Origin of the sequence: Gilliamella sp. W8123, from assembly GCF_016101085.1 — a bacterium.
In the GTDB taxonomy this organism is placed as follows: domain Bacteria; phylum Pseudomonadota; class Gammaproteobacteria; order Enterobacterales; family Orbaceae; genus Gilliamella; species Gilliamella apis.
Map to the genome: position 1 here is coordinate 342,308 of NZ_JACFRE010000001.1, position 16,833 is coordinate 359,140.

The window sequence follows — 16,833 nt, forward strand, 5'->3', positions numbered from 1 at the left end:
ATTATTTACTTTGGTTGGAATTCAATATTCATGGTTTTTACTTCATTATACAAACTACTTGCTGGTTTTGGTATAACCGCTAATTTAGTTGCAGCAAGCGCTTCTCTGCATAGATCAGCATCACCACCTTTTGAGGTAACATTAAGTAATAGTCCATCTGGTGCTATCTGAATTTGTAGTTCACAAGTTTTGCCACGATAAACATTTGGTGGGTTAATAAATTTATTACTTATTGCATTTTGTACTAACGATTTATATTTATCTAGCTCGCCATCGGATACACCTTTACGGCTGGCTGCTCCTCCAGAACTTGGTGTTCCTGAGGTAAGCCCACCCAAAAGATCGTTGAGTGCTTTATCTTTTTTAGCTTGCTCTGCCTTCTGTTTAGCTTTTTTTTCTGCTGCGGCTTTTTCTGCTGCAGCTTTCTCAGCAGCGGCTTTTTCTGCTGCAGCTTTCTCAGCAGCGGCTTTTTCTGCTGCTGCCTTTTCAGCAGCGGCTTTTTCTGCGGCAGCCTTTTCAGCAGCAGCTTTTTCTGCTGCAGCTTTCTCAGCGGCGGCTTTTTCTGCTGCAGCTTTCTCAGCGGCGGCTTTTTCTGCAGCGGCTTTTTCTGCGGCAGCCTTTTCAGCAGCGGCTTTTTCTGCTGCAGCTTTCTCAGCAGCAGCTTTTTCTGCTGCAGCCTTTTCAGCAGCGGCTTTTTCTGCTGCAGCTTTCTCGGCAGCGGCTTTTTCTGCTGCAGCTTTCTCGGCAGCAGCTTTTTCTGCTTCTGCTTTTTCAGCAGCGGCTTTTTCTGCTGCAGCTTTCTCAGCCGCGGCTTTTTCTGCTTCTGCTTTTTCAGCGAGTTCTTTTATTTGCTTATCTAGCAGTTCTTGGGTCTTTTGATCTGCTTTTTGTTGATTAACTTGTGTCTGCAATTGTCTTTGATATTGTTCGGTCATAACCGATGGATCAATCATAATAGCATCAATCGAATTACCATTGATACTACCGTAGTTTTCACCAGTATCACTGACAAACTTATATCCCAAGGCAATAATTAATATGCCATGTAAAAGAATGGAAATGATAACCGGTAAACTTAATTTTGAGTTTAACTTATTAGACATTGCTGACATTTTTATTTTTAATAATTGTTAAGTTAAATTGGTTGAGTCATCAGACCAACAGATTTGACACCTGCTGATTGAAGTAAATTTAAAGCCTTTATAATCTCTTCATAAGGAACCTGTTTCGCACCACCAACTAAAAAAACAGCTTTATCATTAAGTGACATTTGCTGCTTAACTTCTGCAACAATTTGCTCTTGAGGAATATTCGATTGTCGATTCTGATCTATAATAATTGCATACTCCCCTATTCCAGATACTTCGATAATTATAGGTTTATTATCAGAAGGAGATACAGTTTTTGATTCTGTCGCTTCTGGAAGATCAACTTCAACACTTTGGCTTATTATTGGGGCTGTAGCCATAAAAATCAATACTAATACCAATAATACATCTAACAAAGGTACAATATTGATCTCTGATTTGGTTGAATAACGTGAACGTCTGCTCATAATTATTTCCTAACAGCTACTGCTTGACGTTGTAAAATTGATGAAAACTCATCAATAAAATTCAAATAGCTTTGTTCCATTCGACTCACACGTAAGGATAATCGGTTATAAGCTAAAACAGCAGGAATCGCGGCAAATAAACCAATAGCAGTCGCAATTAACGCTTCAGCAATACCCGGAGCAACCATTTGCAATGTTGCTTGCTTAACCTCTCCAAGTGAAATAAAGGCATGCATAATTCCCCAAACCGTACCAAATAAACCAATATATGGGCTAATTGACCCTACAGTACCTAAAAAAGGAATATGCAATTCTAAATTATCTAATTCACGATTCATCGCTAAACGCATTGAACGAGACGCACCATCTAACGCTGCTTCTGGCATATTTGGATTAATTTGATATAAACGAGAAAACTCTTTAAATCCCGAATAGAAAATATGTTCTGTACCACAGATCTCTTCTTTATTGAATTTTGCTTTATCAAAGAGCACATTTAAGTCATCAGCGGCCCAAAAACTATTGTCAAATTGTTCAACTTGTTTTTTAGCTTTGCCTAAAATGCTACTACGTTGAAAAATAAAAGCCCAAGACATAACAGAAAATATAAGTAACAATAGCATAACGCCTTGTACCAAAAGTCCTGCTTGTAAAAATAGATCAATAATATTCACTTAAATTAACTCCAAAAATAATGACTTTGGAAGCGCACAAGGCTTCATTTTAGTCATATTGACACAAGCAATCACCACATCAGCGCTGCTGATAATTTGCTTATTCTGGTTTAAAATTGTCTGTTTAAAAATAATAGACGCCTTACGAATTTGCTCAATCTTAGTGCTGATAGTTAACATATCATCTAAACGTGCTGGGAAGTCGTAGCTAATATCCATCTTTTTAACAACAAAAGCAATACCTTCTTGCAGTAACTTTTGTTGACTAATATCAAGTTGCCTTAGCATTTCTGTTCTAGCTCGTTCAAAAAAAGCAAGATACCGAGCGTGATAAACTACCCCACCAGCATCTGTGTCTTCATAATAGACTCTTGCATTCCAATTGAATTGTTTCATATTGTTAGATCTAATTTAGACTAAAAAATTGACCATATTATATCTGAATATGAAATTCGCTGCACTATGATATAAAAATAGTTAAATGAAAACAATTATCATTTGTGAATTATTTATATTTTATTCAGACTTATAAATTTGTTCAGACTTATAAATAAGTAAAAAGGTGACTATTTGCCACCTTTATATTAGTTTTTTAATATTTTATTTATTATTAGTTTCTTTTTCATTACTAGAGTTTTCAACCCAAAGTCCAGTAACAACAGCTAACATACATGCAGCAATTAATCCAATGAACCATAAAACGTAATACATAATTAATCCTTAATAAAGTGAATGTTTATTATTTTCTATATGGTTTTTGTCTAAACGTCCAAACATTTTAATGTAAGACCAGATAGTGTAGAAAAGAACAATTGGTAAAAAGATTACCACAACACCAAACATAATATTAAGTGTTAACTGACTAGAAGTTGCATCCCAAATAGTCAAACTAGCGTTTGGCATAATGCTTGATGGCATAATGAATGGGAATGTTGCAATTCCATAGGTAAGTAATACACAAGCAATAGTTAGTGAAGAAGATAAAAACACCAATCCATTTTTATTCACACTAGAAAAGAAAATAGTTAATAATGGTAATAATACGCCTAATGCTGGAACCGCCCATAAAATAGGATAATTCATGTAATTATTTAACCATGTAGAATCTGTTGATACAGTTTTAGCTAATGGATTCGATACTCCATTATGATCTATAGCACTTGTGATTTCATAACCATGAATGCCAAATGCAATCCAAACTCCAGCTAAAACAAAAGCAATTAGCATTACCAAGCTTGTTATTTGTGTTGCTTTTCTTGCTCTTAAATAAAGTTCACCAGAAGTTTTCATTTGCAACCAAGCGCCACCATGAGCAACGATTAACATCAAACTCACAATACCGGCTAATATTGCAAATGGGTTTAGTAATTCAAAGAATGAGCCATCATAAAAAGCACGTTTACTAATATCAAATCTAAATGGCACACCTTCTAATAAATTGCCAAAAGCAACACCGAAAACAAGAGCAGGCACAAAACTACCAAAAAAGATCGCGAGGTCCCACATATTACGCCATTTAGTATTTTCCAGTTTACTACGGTAATCAAAACCAATTGGTCTAAAAAATAGCGCACAGAGCACTAAAACCATCGCAATATAAAAACCGGAAAAAGATACCGCATAAGCCGTAGGCCATGCAGCAAAAATACCTGCACCACCAGTAATTAACCAAACTTGGTTACCATCCCAGTGTGGTGCGATTGCATTTATCATGATTCGGCGTTCAGTATCGGTTTTACCAATAAAAGGTAATAAAATTCCGACACCCATATCGAAGCCATCTGTGATAACAAAAGCGATTAAAACAACACTAATCAACACCCACCAGATGACGCGTACAATTTCGTAATCAATCATTGTATATACTCCCTATGCCTTATTCCGATATTGATTGTGTTTTTTCATAATGGTAGCTGCCAGTACCTAATGAACTTGGCCCTAATCGTGCAAATTTAAACATTAAGAACAATTCAGCAACCAAGAACAAAGTATAAAGTCCACAAATAAGAACCATGGTAAATAATACTTCACCTGGAGTTAATGATGAATTAGCTACACCTGTTGGTAAAATATCTTGAATTGCCCAAGGTTGACGACCATATTCGGCAACAAACCAACCGCATTCACATGCAAGCCATGGGAATGGTAAAGATAACAGTAGTAAACGATATAACCATCGTTTTTCACCAATTCGACCTTTATAGGTTGTCCATAAAGCAAGCCCAGTGCCTAAAATCATTAATAAGCCCAAACCAACCATACCTCTAAATGCCCAGAACAGTGGCCATACAGTAGGGATTGAATCTTCAGTTGCCGCTTTAATATGTTGTTCAGTCGCTTCAGGAATTGTTAAGTTATCACGATCGGTATAGCGTTTAACTAAATAACCGTAACCTAAGTCCACTTTATTATCTTCAAAGGCTTTTAAAACAGCTGGGTCCTGATCACCTTTCTGAATTTTTTCCAAATTAGTATAAGCTAAAATACCATTACGAATTCGAGATTCATTGTTAGTTAAAATATCTCGTAAACCAGTAACTTGAGTATCGAATGAACGAGTTGTCATGATCCCCATTATGTAAGGGATTTCCAAAGCGAATACATTTTCTTTCTTATCTTGCGACGGGAACGCTATAACATTAAATGATGCTGGCGCTGGTTGAGTTTCCCATTCACCTTCAATTGCCGCTAGTTTTACTGGTTGTACAGTTGTCAACTCATGACCGGCTTCATCGCCCATAATTGCAACAACAATTGACATAATAAAACCAAACACAGCTGCTACAGCAAAAGAACGTTTAGCAAAAGGCAAATCTCGTTTTTTTAATAGATAATAGGAACTAATACTTAAAACAAAGATTGAACCAGTCAAATACCCTGCAGCAACAGTGTGAACAAACTTGTATTGTGCTACAGTATTAGTAATTAATTCAAAGAAATTGGCCATTTCCATGCGAGAGGTAATCGGGTTAAAGTCAGAACCGATAGGAAATTGCATCCAACCATTGGCAACTAAAATCCAAAGTGCAGAGAAATTGGAACCAAAGGCTACACACCAAGTAACCATTAGATGTTTACCACGACTTAGTCTATCCCAGCCAAAAAAGAATAAACCAACCATAGTTGATTCCAAGAAAAATGCCATTAGTCCTTCAATCGCAAGAGGTGCACCAAATATATCACCTACATAATGCGAGTAATAAGACCAGTTAGTCCCAAATTGGAACTCCATGGTTAAACCGGTAGCAACACCAACGGCGAAATTAATACCGAATAGTTTACCCCAGAATTTAGTCATATCTTTCCAAACTTGCTTGCCACTAACCACATATACTGTTTCCATAATTGCAAGCATAAACGCCATACCTAGCGTTAATGGAACAAAAATAAAATGATACATTGCGGTGAGTGCAAACTGAAGTCTTGATAATTCTACAATATCAAACATAACGTGCTCCCTTTATCCTTAAATACCCACAAATTTTTTATCGTTATTTATTGTATTTTACAATATTATTTTAAGAATAAAAATTGATGAATGTCAAAAAAATGAAATTAAATAAAATTAAAGGTGCATTTTTACCGTTTCACCGATTTCCGCTAAACTATTCACAACAATGATTCCAGCTGCCTGTAGTGCTTTGGTTTTATCGGCAGCAGTTCCTTTGTTTCCAGAAATAATTGCCCCTGCATGGCCCATACGTTTACCTGCAGGTGCCGAAACACCAGCAATATAAGCAATAACAGGTTTGGTAACATTTTGTTTGATGTAATTAGCGGCTTCTTCTTCAGCACTACCACCAATTTCACCTATCATAACAATAGCTTCAGTCTTAGGATCTTGCTGAAGTAATTTTAGAATGGAGATAAAATCACTACCCGGAATAGCATCACCGCCAATTCCAACACACACTGATTGGCCTAATCCGATATCGGTAGTCTGTTTGACTGCTTCATAAGTCAAAGTACCAGAACGAGAAACAATACCTACTTTTCCTGCCAAATGAATATGTCCAGGCATAATACCTATTTTACACTCATCAGGAACAATAATTCCAGGACAATTAGGGCCTATCATAACAACATCATGTTCGACTAATTTTTGTTTAACGATAAGCATATCCAGAGTTGGAATACCTTCTGTAATACATACTATCAGTTTGATACCTGCATCAATTGCCTCTAAAATCGAGTCTTTACCAAATGCAGCAGGAACATAAATTACTGTTGCTGTTGCACCTGTTGCTGCTACAGCTTCTTTAACCGTGTTAAATACAGGTAAACCTAAATGCGTGGTACCGCCTTTACCGGGTGTTACACCTCCGACGACTTTTGTTCCATAAGCAATTGCTTGCTCACAATGGAAAGTCCCCTGACTACCAGTGAATCCCTGACAAATCACTTTTGTTTCTTTATTAATCAAAATTGACATAGTAATTATTCTCCACCCATACTATTATTGTGCAACAGCAACAATTTGTTGGGCTGCATCGACTAAACCTTTTGCTGTAATAACATTCAATTCGCTTTTAGCCAAAATCTCTCTTGCTAGCTCAGCATTATTACCCTCAAGACGAACAACAACAGGCACTGTCAAACCAATCTCTTTAATGGCATCAATAATGCCATTAGCAATAAGATCACAACGAACAATACCACCAAAAATATTGACTAAAATAGCTTTGACATTTTTGTCTGATAAAATTAATTTGAATGCTTCCGCTACGCGCTCTTTGGTTGTACCACCACCTACATCTAAAAAGTTCGCTGGCTCACCACCATAAAGTTTGATCATATCCATTGTTGCCATCGCAAGGCCGGCACCATTGACCATACAACCAATATTACCTTCCAGTGAAACATAGCTAATACCTTGTTTAGCTGCAATTGATTCACGTTCGTCTTCTTGGGTTGTATCTCTTAATATTGCTAAATCAGGATGTCTGAACATGGCATTATCATCTAAAACCACTTTAGCATCTAAACAAATTAATTCCTGTGAATCAGTAATAACTAAAGGATTTACTTCAGCTAATGAAACATCATTATTGATAAAAAGATTAGCAAAATTGACAAATAATTTGGCAAATTGATTGACGAGTTTACCAGTAAGACCGAGTTTGAAAGCAAGCTCACGACCTTGATAGCCACATGGCCCAGTTAATGGATCTAGCGATATTTTATGAATTAAATGTGGTGAAGTTTCAGCAACCTTTTCAATCTCAACGCCACCTTCAGTTGACGCCATCACCACAATACGTTTGCTACCACGATCAATTACTGCACCTAAATAAAGCTCTTTAGCTATATTTGAAGCCTTCTCAATTAAAATCTGATTAACAGGTTGGCCTTTGGATGTTGTTTGATAAGTAACTAAATACTGACCTAACCATTTTTCAGCAAACAGTTTTATTTCATTAAAATCCTTAGTACAAATGACCCCGCCAGATTTGCCTCGTCCCCCTGCATGTACTTGGCATTTTGCCACCCAAGCGTTAGTCGTTGTTTGCGAGGAAATTTCAGCCAATGTATCTTGTATTTCATCGATAGAGTTACATACATAACCTTCTGGCACTGGCAAATTATACTGTTTAAATAGGTGTTTTGATTGATACTCATGCAGGTTCATAAATAAATCCCAAAGCTCTGATTGCCAAAAATAGTGGCTAATTTTAATGCAAGATGTAAAAATTGTGTAGTAAATAATTACTTATGTTTATAGTAATTGAGAATTATTGCTGATAACTACCGACAATGATATACTCAAAAAATATATTGATATTGTAAAAACAGTAAAGGTAAAAATATGACACAAGTTGGAATCTTTTTTGGTAGTGACACCGGTAATACAGAGAACGTAGCTAAACAAATCCAACAAATTTTAGGTACAGATAAAGCAGATCTTTTCGATATTGCAAAAACTACTAAAGAACATATCGAAAAATATGATTGCTTGTTTTTTGGTATCCCAACTTGGTATTACGGTGAATCTCAAGCTGATTGGGACGATTTTTTTCCTAATTTAGAACAAATTAATTTTAATGGTAAAACTGTAGCAATTTTTGGCTGTGGTGATCAAGAAGATTACGCTGAATATTTTTGTGATGCGATGGGAACAATTCGCGATATTATCGAACCTAAAGGGGCAAAAATTGTTGGTCATTGGTCGACAGAAGGATACAGCTTTGAAGCATCGAAAAGTTTAGTTGATGATAATCATTTTGTTGGTTTAGCCATTGATGAAGATCGTCAACCAGAATTAACCGAAGAACGCATTAATAATTGGGTAAAACAAGTAAAAACCGAAATGAATATTTGATCTATCAAAGTGATTTATTTTATTTTCCGTACATATTTTTATAATATGTTTTATTAAACAACTCAACTGGAATGTAATATGACGAATCATGATAAAGATAATAATGCAGCACTGAAAAGTGCCGGCTTAAAGGTTACCTTACCACGATTAAAAATTTTAGAATTATTACGAGACCCTTCATGCCAACATATTACTGTAGAAGATCTTTATAAAAAACTACTTGATATGGGCGAAGAAATTGGCCTTGCAACGGTTTATCGAGTATTAAATCAATTTGACGATGCCGGAATTGTAACTCGTCATAATTTTGAAGGTGGCAGAGCTGTTTTTGAACTTGCCTCACAAAAACACCACGATCATTTAATTTGTTTAGATTGTGGCGAAGTGTTTGAATTTCGAGACGAAATAATTAATCAACGTCAAAAAGAAATCGCAGAACAATATGGCGTTACCCTCACTTTTCATAGCTTATACCTTTACGGACATTGTAAGGCTGGTAACTGTAAAGCTCATCCGGAACTTCATACTAAAAAATAAGCCTATTTTATAGGCTTTTTTACTTATTAAGAATAATACATACTTTTATCTGTCAGGTTAATAATCACATGAAGCAGCTTTTAAATTTTATCCCACTTATCGTATTTTTTATATTTTTAACAATTTACGATATTTTTGTCGGCGTCCAAGCATTAATGATTGCCTCAACAATATCCTTTTTAATTATTCTTGTTATGTATAAAAAAATTGATAAAGTTGAGCTGATATCTTATCTGATGGTAATGATTTTTGGTGGCGTGACATTGTTAACTCGTGAACCTAATATCATCAAATGGAAAGTGACTATTATTAACTTTTTATTTGCTACTGCTTTATCTGTTAGTCAGTTTATTTTCAAGAAAAATCTAATACAAAAAATATTAGCTAAAGAGATACAGCTTGATATAACAGTCTGGAATAAGTTAAATCTGATGTGGATTGTATTTTTTATCGCTTGTGGGACTTTCAGTTTAATTGCAACATATTATGCAACAGATGACTTCTTCTGGATTTTTAAAGTATTTATTTTACCGGCAGCATCATTAATAATGTCTTTAATATCGGGAATTTATATTTACCGAAATATGAGTAAGACTACTGAAAATAGATAAGATGATACAGGTAGGAGTATTAACAACATGACACAAAATGATAACAACCCTAAAGGACAATTAGTATTACGAACCTTAGCTATGCCGGCAGACACTAATCCACATGGCCATATTTTTGGTGGATGGATCATGTCGCAAATGGACTTAGCTGGTGGTATTTTAGCTAAAGAAATTGCCAAAAGAAGAGTAGTGACAGTTAATGCCAGTAGTATTACTTTTTACAAACCGGCAATGGTTGGCGACGTAGTATGTTGTTATGCTCATTGTATAAAAACTGGCACTACCTCGATTACCATCGAAATTGAAGTTTGGATTAAAAAAGTAACCGATTCAGAAATTGCTACGCAGCGTTTTCGTATCACTGATGCTACTTTTACCTATGTTTCTGTAGATAAACACAATAATCCAAAACCTTTGCCAGAAATATTTCAACATTATGATTGTACTAAAGATCCTATTAGCAAATTAAACTTAACTTATAGCTGATAAATATGCAATTTACATCATTCCATGCATTAATAAGTACATTAATTATTCTCGTTTACTGGTTGCTTATTGTGTCGACCACGCTACGTATTGTCTTCAAAAGAAGACCAACTACTTATGTGATTGCATGGATGTTGGTCATTTATATATTACCTATTATTGGCATTATTCTTTACTTCGCCTTAGGCGAAACCCACTTAGGGCAACAGCGAGCTAAGCGTGCGCAAAAAATGCGCCCAACTATCGCCAAATTTATTAATCAATTAAGCGCTTTCCCAGACATTTTTACTGCTAAAGTAAGCCAGGTCAGTAAGCCTATTTTTCAACTTTGTAAACATCAAACAGGACTTGATGGTATAAAAGGTAATCATATTGAATTATTAAGTGATACCGACACGATTTTTAATCGTCTTATTGACGATATCAATAATGCCAACTCCAACATAGAAATGGTATTTTATATCTGGAATGAAGGCGGTAAAGCGGATGATGTTGAACAAGCACTAATACAAGCCACACAAAGAGGCGTTACCTGTCGATTAATGATTGATTCAGCAGGAAGTAGACATTTTATTAGATCGAAAGCCTGTCAAAGAATGCGTGCTGCAGGTATTATCATTATAGAGGCGTTACAAGTTAATCTGTTGAGATTTATGTTTAGACGACTTGATTTGCGTCAACACCGTAAGGTAGCCATTATAGATAACTATATCTCCTATACCGGAAGTATGAATATTGTTGACCCTAGATTCTTCAAACAAAATAAGCATGTTGGAGAATGGGTTGATATCATGATTAGAATGAATGGACCGGTTACCACCTTAATGGGGGCTATATACGCTAGTGATTGGGAACTTGAAACAGGTAAATATTTAGCCCTTCCACAAATCACTGATTTTGCCGAACCACCAGAAGAAAAGAAACATATTATGCAACTTATTCCTTCTGGCCCTGGTTATACCGAAAACATGATCCATCAAGTGTTATTGACAGCAATTTATTCTGCTCAAGAACAAATTATTTTTACTACACCTTATTTAGTACCTAGTGATGATATTTTACATGCAATATGTACTGCCGCCCAACGTGGTGTTGAGGTCATCATCATTACGCCGAAAAAGAACGATTCATTAATGGTAAAATGGGCCAGTCGCGCTTTCTTTTCGGAATTATTAAGTAGTGGCGTTAAACTTTATCAATTTAATGATAATTTATTACATACAAAAAGTGTTCTAATTGATAATCAACTTAGTCTAGTTGGAACGGTTAATTTAGATATGCGCAGTTTATGGTTGAATTTTGAAATTACTACTGTAATTGATGACGCTCAATTTGCCAAATCACTATCACAGCTACTAAAACAATATTTATCACAGTCAGAAGAAATTAATATCCAAAAATGGAAAAAGCGACCGATCTGGCAACGAGTTATTGAACGATTATTTTACTTTTTTGCCCCTTTACTCTAATTAATTTTAAAAAATTAACGTACAAAAAATACCCTAATAACCTTTTTGTGATATATCGGGTAAAAATTGATTATCCGCAATACGAAAAACGTCAGATTCAATCACTCCATCTTGATTAAGAATAATTTCTCGCCACCCAGGTGCATCTGCATTAGATAACTGAAAATCATAACAATTAGGTTTAAATTGAAAACATGTAGAAGGCGTCGAAAATGCAAGACAATTATGCCAAATATGATCTTGTTGTTGGTGAATATGTCCCCAACCTACTCCTTTTATATTAGGGAAACGTTTGATAATTTCTTCAAGTTTATAACTATTTTTTAAAATATGTTCATCCAGCCAATCACAACCCGAAGGAATCGGATGATGATGTAAAAATACAAGGGCATTTTTATCGGCATGCGCAGTTAAAGTATTTTGTAAAAACTGCAATTCAGATTCAGGCAACATTCCATAAGCCTTACCCACCACTTGACTATTTAGTAATACAATTAGCCAGTTATCACCGAGTAATATACTTTTATTTTCAGCAAGTTGATAATTCGAAAATACCTCTTGCATATAACTATAGTTATCATGATTACCGGCTAACCAAACACATGGTGTAGCAAATTTTTGAATTTGCTCAGCAAAGCGTGCATATGATTTTTTAGCACCATCTTGGACAAAATCACCTGTTGCAACAATCAAATCAAACTTCTTATTGCTGCGCTCAATTTCAGCAATAACTGATAAAAAACTGGCATTTGACTTAACGCCTAGCAATGCACCATTATCATCAGCAAACAGATGCGTATCGGTAATATGCAGTATTTTTGCACAATGCTTATTACGTATTTGAAGCTTTAAAAGTGACTCCAAAATCTACCTCTATCATTTATTATATGAAATCATGTCAGCAATAGAATTGATATTGTGATCAACATCACAATTTCTATTTTTAAATCATGATGTTAACTTAAATTGTAAAATAAATTCTATTTTTAGGAAAGTAATAATTGCTTAGTTTAACAAAAAACTGCTTATTTCCATTCATTCTTTAATGTCAGATGATTAAGTTGTAACCACTGTAGCGCAATAATTGAGGCGGCATTATTTATTACCCCTTCTTCAACCCATTTATACGCTTGTTCACGACTCACCACATGAACCTTAATATCTTCGTTTTCTTCGGCCAAACCGTGTACACCTTTTGCGGTCGAAGAATCAACTTGACCAACCAGAATATGCAACTGCTCAGTTAAGCCACCTGGTGAGGCCAAATAACTTATGATCGGCTTACATTGTCCAATAACTATACCCGCTTCTTCCATAGCTTCTCGTCTTGCAACTTCTTCTGTCGATTCATTCTCATGATCCATCATGCCGGCAATCAACTCTAATATCCATGGACTAGCTTGGGTATCAATCGCTGCAATACGAATTTGTTCAATAAGGACAACTTCATCTCGTTTATCATCATAAGCTAAAAGTACCACCGCATGACCACGTTCTAAAATTTCACGCGAAACCATTTCACTCACTGAACCATCAAATTTACGATATTGAAAACGATATTCAAACAACGAAAAAAAACCTTTATATAAAATTCGTTTAGTTAAATTAAACACATCTTTTTTGTTAAAAATTACTGGAGTAGGTTTATATTTCATATTAAGTTCTCGATTTTAAGCTAAATTTTAATAAAAAGTGCGAATAACTAATATGGACACTTTCTATATGCTAATTATCTGTTAAAATTATGCAATTGAAAAATATTATTCTATTTTATTGCTTTTAAAGAGAAAGATTGATGAAAAAAACTTTAACCTTTTTAATTGGCTTAGCATTAAGTCAATCTGTATTTGCTGAAAACTTAGTTCAGGTTTATGAACAAGCAAAAGAAACCAATCCAGATTTACGCAGTTCATTGGCTGAAAAAGATAAAGCTTATTCAGCAATTTCAGGTTCTCGTGCAAGCTTATTGCCACAAGTAGGCTTAAGTGCTTCTTATGGAGTAGCCCATGGACGTCGAGACAATAGCGGAATTAAAACTAAAAGCGGTAGCTTGTATCAAGTCGCCGTATCGCAAAGTATCTTCAATTTTTCTAATTGGAAAGCTTTAGATATCACGAAAAAACAAGCAACTATTGCAGATATTTCTTACCAATACCAAGGCCAAACATTAATTTTAAACACTTCTGTTGCTTACTTCAATGTACTTAAATGCCTTGATGCGTTAAGCTTTATCGATGCTCAGAAAAAAGCAATTGGTCGTCAATTAGAGCAAACTCGTCAACAACATCAAGTCGGTTTAGTGGCTATTACCGATGTACAAAACGCACAAGCAAATTACGATTTAACAGTAGCGCAACAAGTTAACGCATTAAATGATTTAAATAACGCTATTGAATCATTGCGTCAAGTAAGTGGTCGCTTTTATTCTAAGCTAGCCAGTGTTGATACTAAAACGTTTAAAACTCAAGCACCAACACAAATTAACACACTGTTAAAACAATCTGAAACCGCCAATCTTAACTTACTAACTATGAAGTTAAATCAAGAGATAGCTCGTGATCAAATAAAAATGGCACAATCAGGTTTTATGCCTACGGCAAGTCTTGATGCCTCCACTAACTTAAATAAATCTGATAGCTATGGTAACACCAATTATCAACGTCATACCGCTGGCAAAAAATATTCAGGGGATAATAGGGTTGGTGTGAGTGTAAGTTTACCGCTTTTCTCTGGTGGGGCGACCGTATCACAAGTGCAACAAGCACAACATAATTTTGTCAGTTTTAGTGAAAAACTTGAAAGTACTAATCGTAGTGTGATTAACCAAGTTCGCTCATCTTATAACAATATTTCATCATCAATTAGTGCGATTAAAGCTTATCAACAAGCGGTGGTTTCTGCACAAAGTTCATTAGAAGCCACATCTTCTGGTTATCAAGTAGGTACGCGAACTATTGTTGATGTACTTAATGCCACCACACAACTTTATAGCTCAAAACGCAATCTATCCGATGCTAAATACAACTATTTAACTAGCTTATTACAGTTGAAATATGCTGTTGGTACTTTAACTGCAAGTGATTTAGTTTACTTAAACAACATGTTAGGTAAAGAAGTTAGTACCATTGCAACGATAAAATAATCAACTATAAAGTTAAATCAGACATAAAAAAGCGATCATCAGATCGCTTTTTCTATTTTGGGTGATTAATTTTTCTAATTTAACTCTATTACCAAGTGTATTGCAAAATATATCAAGACATAGCATTAACCATAAACTCAATAAAAGTATTAAGTTTAGGTAATCTTTGCTTATCTGCTGTATACAAAAGATGAGCTTCTCTGGGCGGGGGCAAAAAATCTTGCAGAATAGGAATTAATTTACTTTGTTTAATCGACTCATTCAGTACTGACTCGGGTAACATTGTGACGCCTAATCCCTCAATAGCGGCTGCAGCCAATGCAGTGGTATTATTACTTTGAAATGCACCTGAAATAGCGATATTAGTTAATTTGCCATTGATAGTAAATGGCCACAAATTATCCTTTTTGGTCGGATTGACATATTGATAAATTAAGCATTGATGCTTTTTCAAATCGTCAGGTATTGCTGGTACGCCATTTTGAGCTAAATAGCTTGGTGACGCAGCAAAAATCAGCTGTAAATCACTTAGTTTACGAGCAATTAAACTTGAATCATTTAATGAGCCAATTCGAAATACCACATCAAAATCATCTTTAACTAAATCGACATAACGATCACTTAATTGCATATCAATATTCACTTTCGGATAACATTTCATAAAGCGACTTATCACAGGAATCAAATTAAATTGACCATAACTAATTGGGGCACTAATCCTTAATCTTCCCTTGGGTTCTTGACTAAATTGCTGCGCTAATGTTTTTGTACTTTTAATTTCACTTAGAATAAACAAACATCGTTCATAATACTGTTTACCAAACTCTGTTAAATGTTGTGATCTTGTCGTTCGATTAAGCAATTTCAGCCCCAAATAATTTTCTAAAAAAAGAATATATTTAGCAATCATCTGTGGGGAGGTATTTAACGAAATAGACGTCGCAGCAAAAGAGCCTGTTTTTACGGTTATAACAAATGCTTCCATACATTTAACTAAATCCACATTAGCAATCCTCAGTTGTTAATAAATCAATTTTGATATTATTTATTGTCATTTTATCAATCAATATAATATAGATCTTTAATTAAATACGGAAATTTAATCAGTATATAATCATCATTAAACAAAATTTTGTTGATTAAGTTTGCCTAACGATTTTTATGTCAGTTAAATATTTTAGTGATATCAACTTATTAAAAGTTTGGTACCAATCTAAGTAACAAAAGGATTAAAAATGGAAAACAAAAGATATACCGTTATCACTGGTGCTAGCTCGGGAATAGGTTATGCAACGGCAATCGCATTTGCCAAAAGAAACAAAAATCTGATAGTGATTGCTCGAAGAAAAGAAAATTTAGAATCATTAAAACAACAAATAGCAGAAATAAATTCCAAAGTTGAAGTTATTATAAAAGTTTGTGATTTAACCAATACACAGTCTAATTATCATTTATTCAATCAATTAGAGAATTATTTTATCGAAACTTGGATTAATAATGCTGGTTTTGGTCATTATGGCAGTGTAAATGATCAAGATTTAACAAAGATTGAATCAATGTTGCATTTAAATATTGAAGCATTAACCATTCTATCAACACTTTATGTACGTAAATATAAAGATCAAGCAAATACTCAGTTGATTAATATATCATCTCGCGGCGGCTATACCATTGTGCCAAATGCTGTTACCTATTGCGCAACAAAATTTTATGTTAATGCATTCACTGAAGGGCTTGCTCAAGAACTAATACAAGCTAAAGCCCAATTAAGAGCAAAAGTACTTGCTCCGGCGGCAACACAAACGGAATTTGGCAAAAAAGCCAATAATGTTGATGAATATGATTATGATAAAAGTTTTGCTAAATATCATTCTGCCGATCAAATGGCTGAATTTTTATTAGCCCTTTATGATAGCAACAAAATCATTGGCGAGATCAGTACGAAGGATTTTTCATTCAGTTTAAAAGATAGTATCTTTCCTTATTCTGGTAATCCAGCAGAAAATCAGAAATAAACAATCGAACATAAGCGATTAAAGT

The 16,833-nt window shown here is 34.7% G+C and carries 19 protein-coding genes; 7 read left to right on the forward strand and 12 right to left on the reverse strand.

All coding sequences use genetic code 11. From position 1 onward, the window contains the following. Positions 1-5: 5 nt before the first annotated feature. The 9 genes from tolA to sucC form a co-directional block, all read right to left on the reverse strand. Positions 6-1,103: a cell envelope integrity protein TolA gene (gene tolA / locus H3T56_RS01565; protein WP_198191848.1), complete on the reverse strand. Its 1,098-nt coding sequence runs from the start codon at positions 1,101-1,103 to the stop codon at positions 6-8. Between the two features lie 32 nt (positions 1,104-1,135). Next, the gene (tolR, locus tag H3T56_RS01570; protein ID WP_370527996.1) at positions 1,136-1,561 is read right to left on the reverse strand and encodes a colicin uptake protein TolR; all 426 of its coding nucleotides are present in this window, start codon (positions 1,559-1,561) and stop codon (positions 1,136-1,138) included. Continuing rightward, a complete protein-coding gene (gene tolQ / locus H3T56_RS01575) occupies positions 1,558-2,178 on the reverse strand; it encodes a protein TolQ (protein ID WP_065578639.1) in 621 nt (206 codons plus the stop codon). Before tolQ ends, tolR begins: the two co-directional genes overlap by 4 nt. A 51-nt stretch (positions 2,179-2,229) precedes the next feature. After that, on the reverse strand, positions 2,230-2,625 hold the full coding sequence (gene ybgC, locus H3T56_RS01580; protein ID WP_034902095.1) for a tol-pal system-associated acyl-CoA thioesterase: 396 nt from the start codon (positions 2,623-2,625) through the stop codon (positions 2,230-2,232). 204 nt (positions 2,626-2,829) lie between these two features. After that, positions 2,830-2,940 (reverse strand): cytochrome bd oxidase small subunit, CydX/CbdX family, encoded by a 111-nt coding sequence (locus tag H3T56_RS01585; RefSeq protein WP_086320090.1) that lies wholly within the window; start codon positions 2,938-2,940, stop codon positions 2,830-2,832. Between the two features lie 9 nt (positions 2,941-2,949). Then, positions 2,950-4,086, reverse strand: coding sequence for a cytochrome d ubiquinol oxidase subunit II (gene cydB, locus H3T56_RS01590; RefSeq protein WP_198191849.1), 1,137 nt, complete (start codon positions 4,084-4,086; stop codon positions 2,950-2,952). 19 nt (positions 4,087-4,105) lie between these two features. Continuing rightward, positions 4,106-5,677, reverse strand: coding sequence for a cytochrome ubiquinol oxidase subunit I (locus H3T56_RS01595; protein WP_034902098.1), 1,572 nt, complete (start codon positions 5,675-5,677; stop codon positions 4,106-4,108). A gap of 117 nt (positions 5,678-5,794) precedes the next feature. Then, positions 5,795-6,661, reverse strand: a complete 867-nt coding sequence (gene sucD / locus H3T56_RS01600; RefSeq protein ID WP_065578539.1) for a succinate--CoA ligase subunit alpha — start codon at positions 6,659-6,661, stop codon at positions 5,795-5,797. 24 nt (positions 6,662-6,685) lie between these two features. Continuing rightward, positions 6,686-7,858, reverse strand: coding sequence for an ADP-forming succinate--CoA ligase subunit beta (sucC, locus tag H3T56_RS01605; protein WP_198191850.1), 1,173 nt, complete (start codon positions 7,856-7,858; stop codon positions 6,686-6,688). Positions 7,859-8,035: 177 nt separating this feature from the next. Here sucC and fldA point away from each other — a divergent pair, with 177 nt between their 5' ends. From fldA to cls, 5 genes are all read left to right on the forward strand, one after another. Next, entirely contained in the window at positions 8,036-8,548 is a 513-nt protein-coding gene (gene fldA / locus H3T56_RS01610) for a flavodoxin FldA (protein WP_034902105.1), read from the forward strand. Between the two features lie 78 nt (positions 8,549-8,626). After that, positions 8,627-9,085, forward strand: coding sequence for a ferric iron uptake transcriptional regulator (gene fur / locus H3T56_RS01615; protein ID WP_034902110.1), 459 nt, complete (start codon positions 8,627-8,629; stop codon positions 9,083-9,085). A 68-nt stretch (positions 9,086-9,153) separates the two neighbouring features. Then, on the forward strand, positions 9,154-9,696 hold the full coding sequence (locus H3T56_RS01620) for an inner membrane-spanning protein YciB (protein ID WP_034902113.1): 543 nt from the start codon (positions 9,154-9,156) through the stop codon (positions 9,694-9,696). A gap of 27 nt (positions 9,697-9,723) precedes the next feature. Then, positions 9,724-10,182: an acyl-CoA thioester hydrolase YciA gene (gene yciA, locus H3T56_RS01625; protein ID WP_065578536.1), complete on the forward strand. Its 459-nt coding sequence runs from the start codon at positions 9,724-9,726 to the stop codon at positions 10,180-10,182. 5 nt (positions 10,183-10,187) lie between these two features. After that, positions 10,188-11,651, forward strand: coding sequence for a cardiolipin synthase (cls, locus tag H3T56_RS01630; RefSeq protein ID WP_086361804.1), 1,464 nt, complete (start codon positions 10,188-10,190; stop codon positions 11,649-11,651). A gap of 33 nt (positions 11,652-11,684) precedes the next feature. Here the strand turns inward: cls and cpdA are convergent, their stop codons facing one another. Both cpdA and nudF read right to left on the reverse strand, forming a co-directional pair. Beyond that, positions 11,685-12,515, reverse strand: a complete 831-nt coding sequence (gene cpdA, locus H3T56_RS01635) for a 3',5'-cyclic-AMP phosphodiesterase (RefSeq protein ID WP_198191851.1) — start codon at positions 12,513-12,515, stop codon at positions 11,685-11,687. Positions 12,516-12,676: 161 nt separating this feature from the next. Then, complete coding sequence (nudF, locus tag H3T56_RS01640) at positions 12,677-13,306, reverse strand: ADP-ribose diphosphatase (RefSeq protein WP_034902117.1); 630 nt, start codon at positions 13,304-13,306, stop codon at positions 12,677-12,679. Between the two features lie 140 nt (positions 13,307-13,446). On the opposite strand from nudF, the gene tolC reads away from it, so the two are divergent. Further along, positions 13,447-14,793, forward strand: coding sequence for an outer membrane channel protein TolC (tolC, locus tag H3T56_RS01645; protein ID WP_065650751.1), 1,347 nt, complete (start codon positions 13,447-13,449; stop codon positions 14,791-14,793). A gap of 112 nt (positions 14,794-14,905) precedes the next feature. Here tolC and H3T56_RS01650 read toward each other — a convergent pair whose 3' ends face one another. Next, a complete protein-coding gene (locus H3T56_RS01650) occupies positions 14,906-15,796 on the reverse strand; it encodes a LysR substrate-binding domain-containing protein (protein WP_086354381.1) in 891 nt (296 codons plus the stop codon). 232 nt (positions 15,797-16,028) lie between these two features. Here H3T56_RS01650 and H3T56_RS01655 point away from each other — a divergent pair, with 232 nt between their 5' ends. Next, the gene (locus H3T56_RS01655) at positions 16,029-16,808 is read left to right on the forward strand and encodes an SDR family oxidoreductase (RefSeq protein ID WP_198191852.1); all 780 of its coding nucleotides are present in this window, start codon (positions 16,029-16,031) and stop codon (positions 16,806-16,808) included. The last annotated feature ends 25 nt before the right edge of the window (positions 16,809-16,833 follow it).

Coding starts and splice junctions, on each gene's coding strand:
- cls (WP_086361804.1), top strand. CDS start 10,188: ATGCAATTTACATCATTCCATGCATTAATAAGTACATTAATTATTCTC.
- cydB (WP_198191849.1), bottom strand. CDS start 4,086: ATGATTGATTACGAAATTGTACGCGTCATCTGGTGGGTGTTGATTAGT.
- H3T56_RS01655 (WP_198191852.1), top strand. CDS start 16,029: ATGGAAAACAAAAGATATACCGTTATCACTGGTGCTAGCTCGGGAATA.
- H3T56_RS01585 (WP_086320090.1), bottom strand. CDS start 2,940: ATGTATTACGTTTTATGGTTCATTGGATTAATTGCTGCATGTATGTTA.
- H3T56_RS01595 (WP_034902098.1), bottom strand. CDS start 5,677: ATGTTTGATATTGTAGAATTATCAAGACTTCAGTTTGCACTCACCGCA.
- ybgC (WP_034902095.1), bottom strand. CDS start 2,625: ATGAAACAATTCAATTGGAATGCAAGAGTCTATTATGAAGACACAGAT.
- tolA (WP_198191848.1), bottom strand. CDS start 1,103: ATGTCTAATAAGTTAAACTCAAAATTAAGTTTACCGGTTATCATTTCC.
- fldA (WP_034902105.1), top strand. CDS start 8,036: ATGACACAAGTTGGAATCTTTTTTGGTAGTGACACCGGTAATACAGAG.
- tolQ (WP_065578639.1), bottom strand. CDS start 2,178: ATGCTATTGTTACTTATATTTTCTGTTATGTCTTGGGCTTTTATTTTT.
- sucD (WP_065578539.1), bottom strand. CDS start 6,661: ATGTCAATTTTGATTAATAAAGAAACAAAAGTGATTTGTCAGGGATTC.
- nudF (WP_034902117.1), bottom strand. CDS start 13,306: ATGAAATATAAACCTACTCCAGTAATTTTTAACAAAAAAGATGTGTTT.
- yciA (WP_065578536.1), top strand. CDS start 9,724: ATGACACAAAATGATAACAACCCTAAAGGACAATTAGTATTACGAACC.
- sucC (WP_198191850.1), bottom strand. CDS start 7,858: ATGAACCTGCATGAGTATCAATCAAAACACCTATTTAAACAGTATAAT.
- tolC (WP_065650751.1), top strand. CDS start 13,447: ATGAAAAAAACTTTAACCTTTTTAATTGGCTTAGCATTAAGTCAATCT.
- fur (WP_034902110.1), top strand. CDS start 8,627: ATGACGAATCATGATAAAGATAATAATGCAGCACTGAAAAGTGCCGGC.
- H3T56_RS01620 (WP_034902113.1), top strand. CDS start 9,154: ATGAAGCAGCTTTTAAATTTTATCCCACTTATCGTATTTTTTATATTT.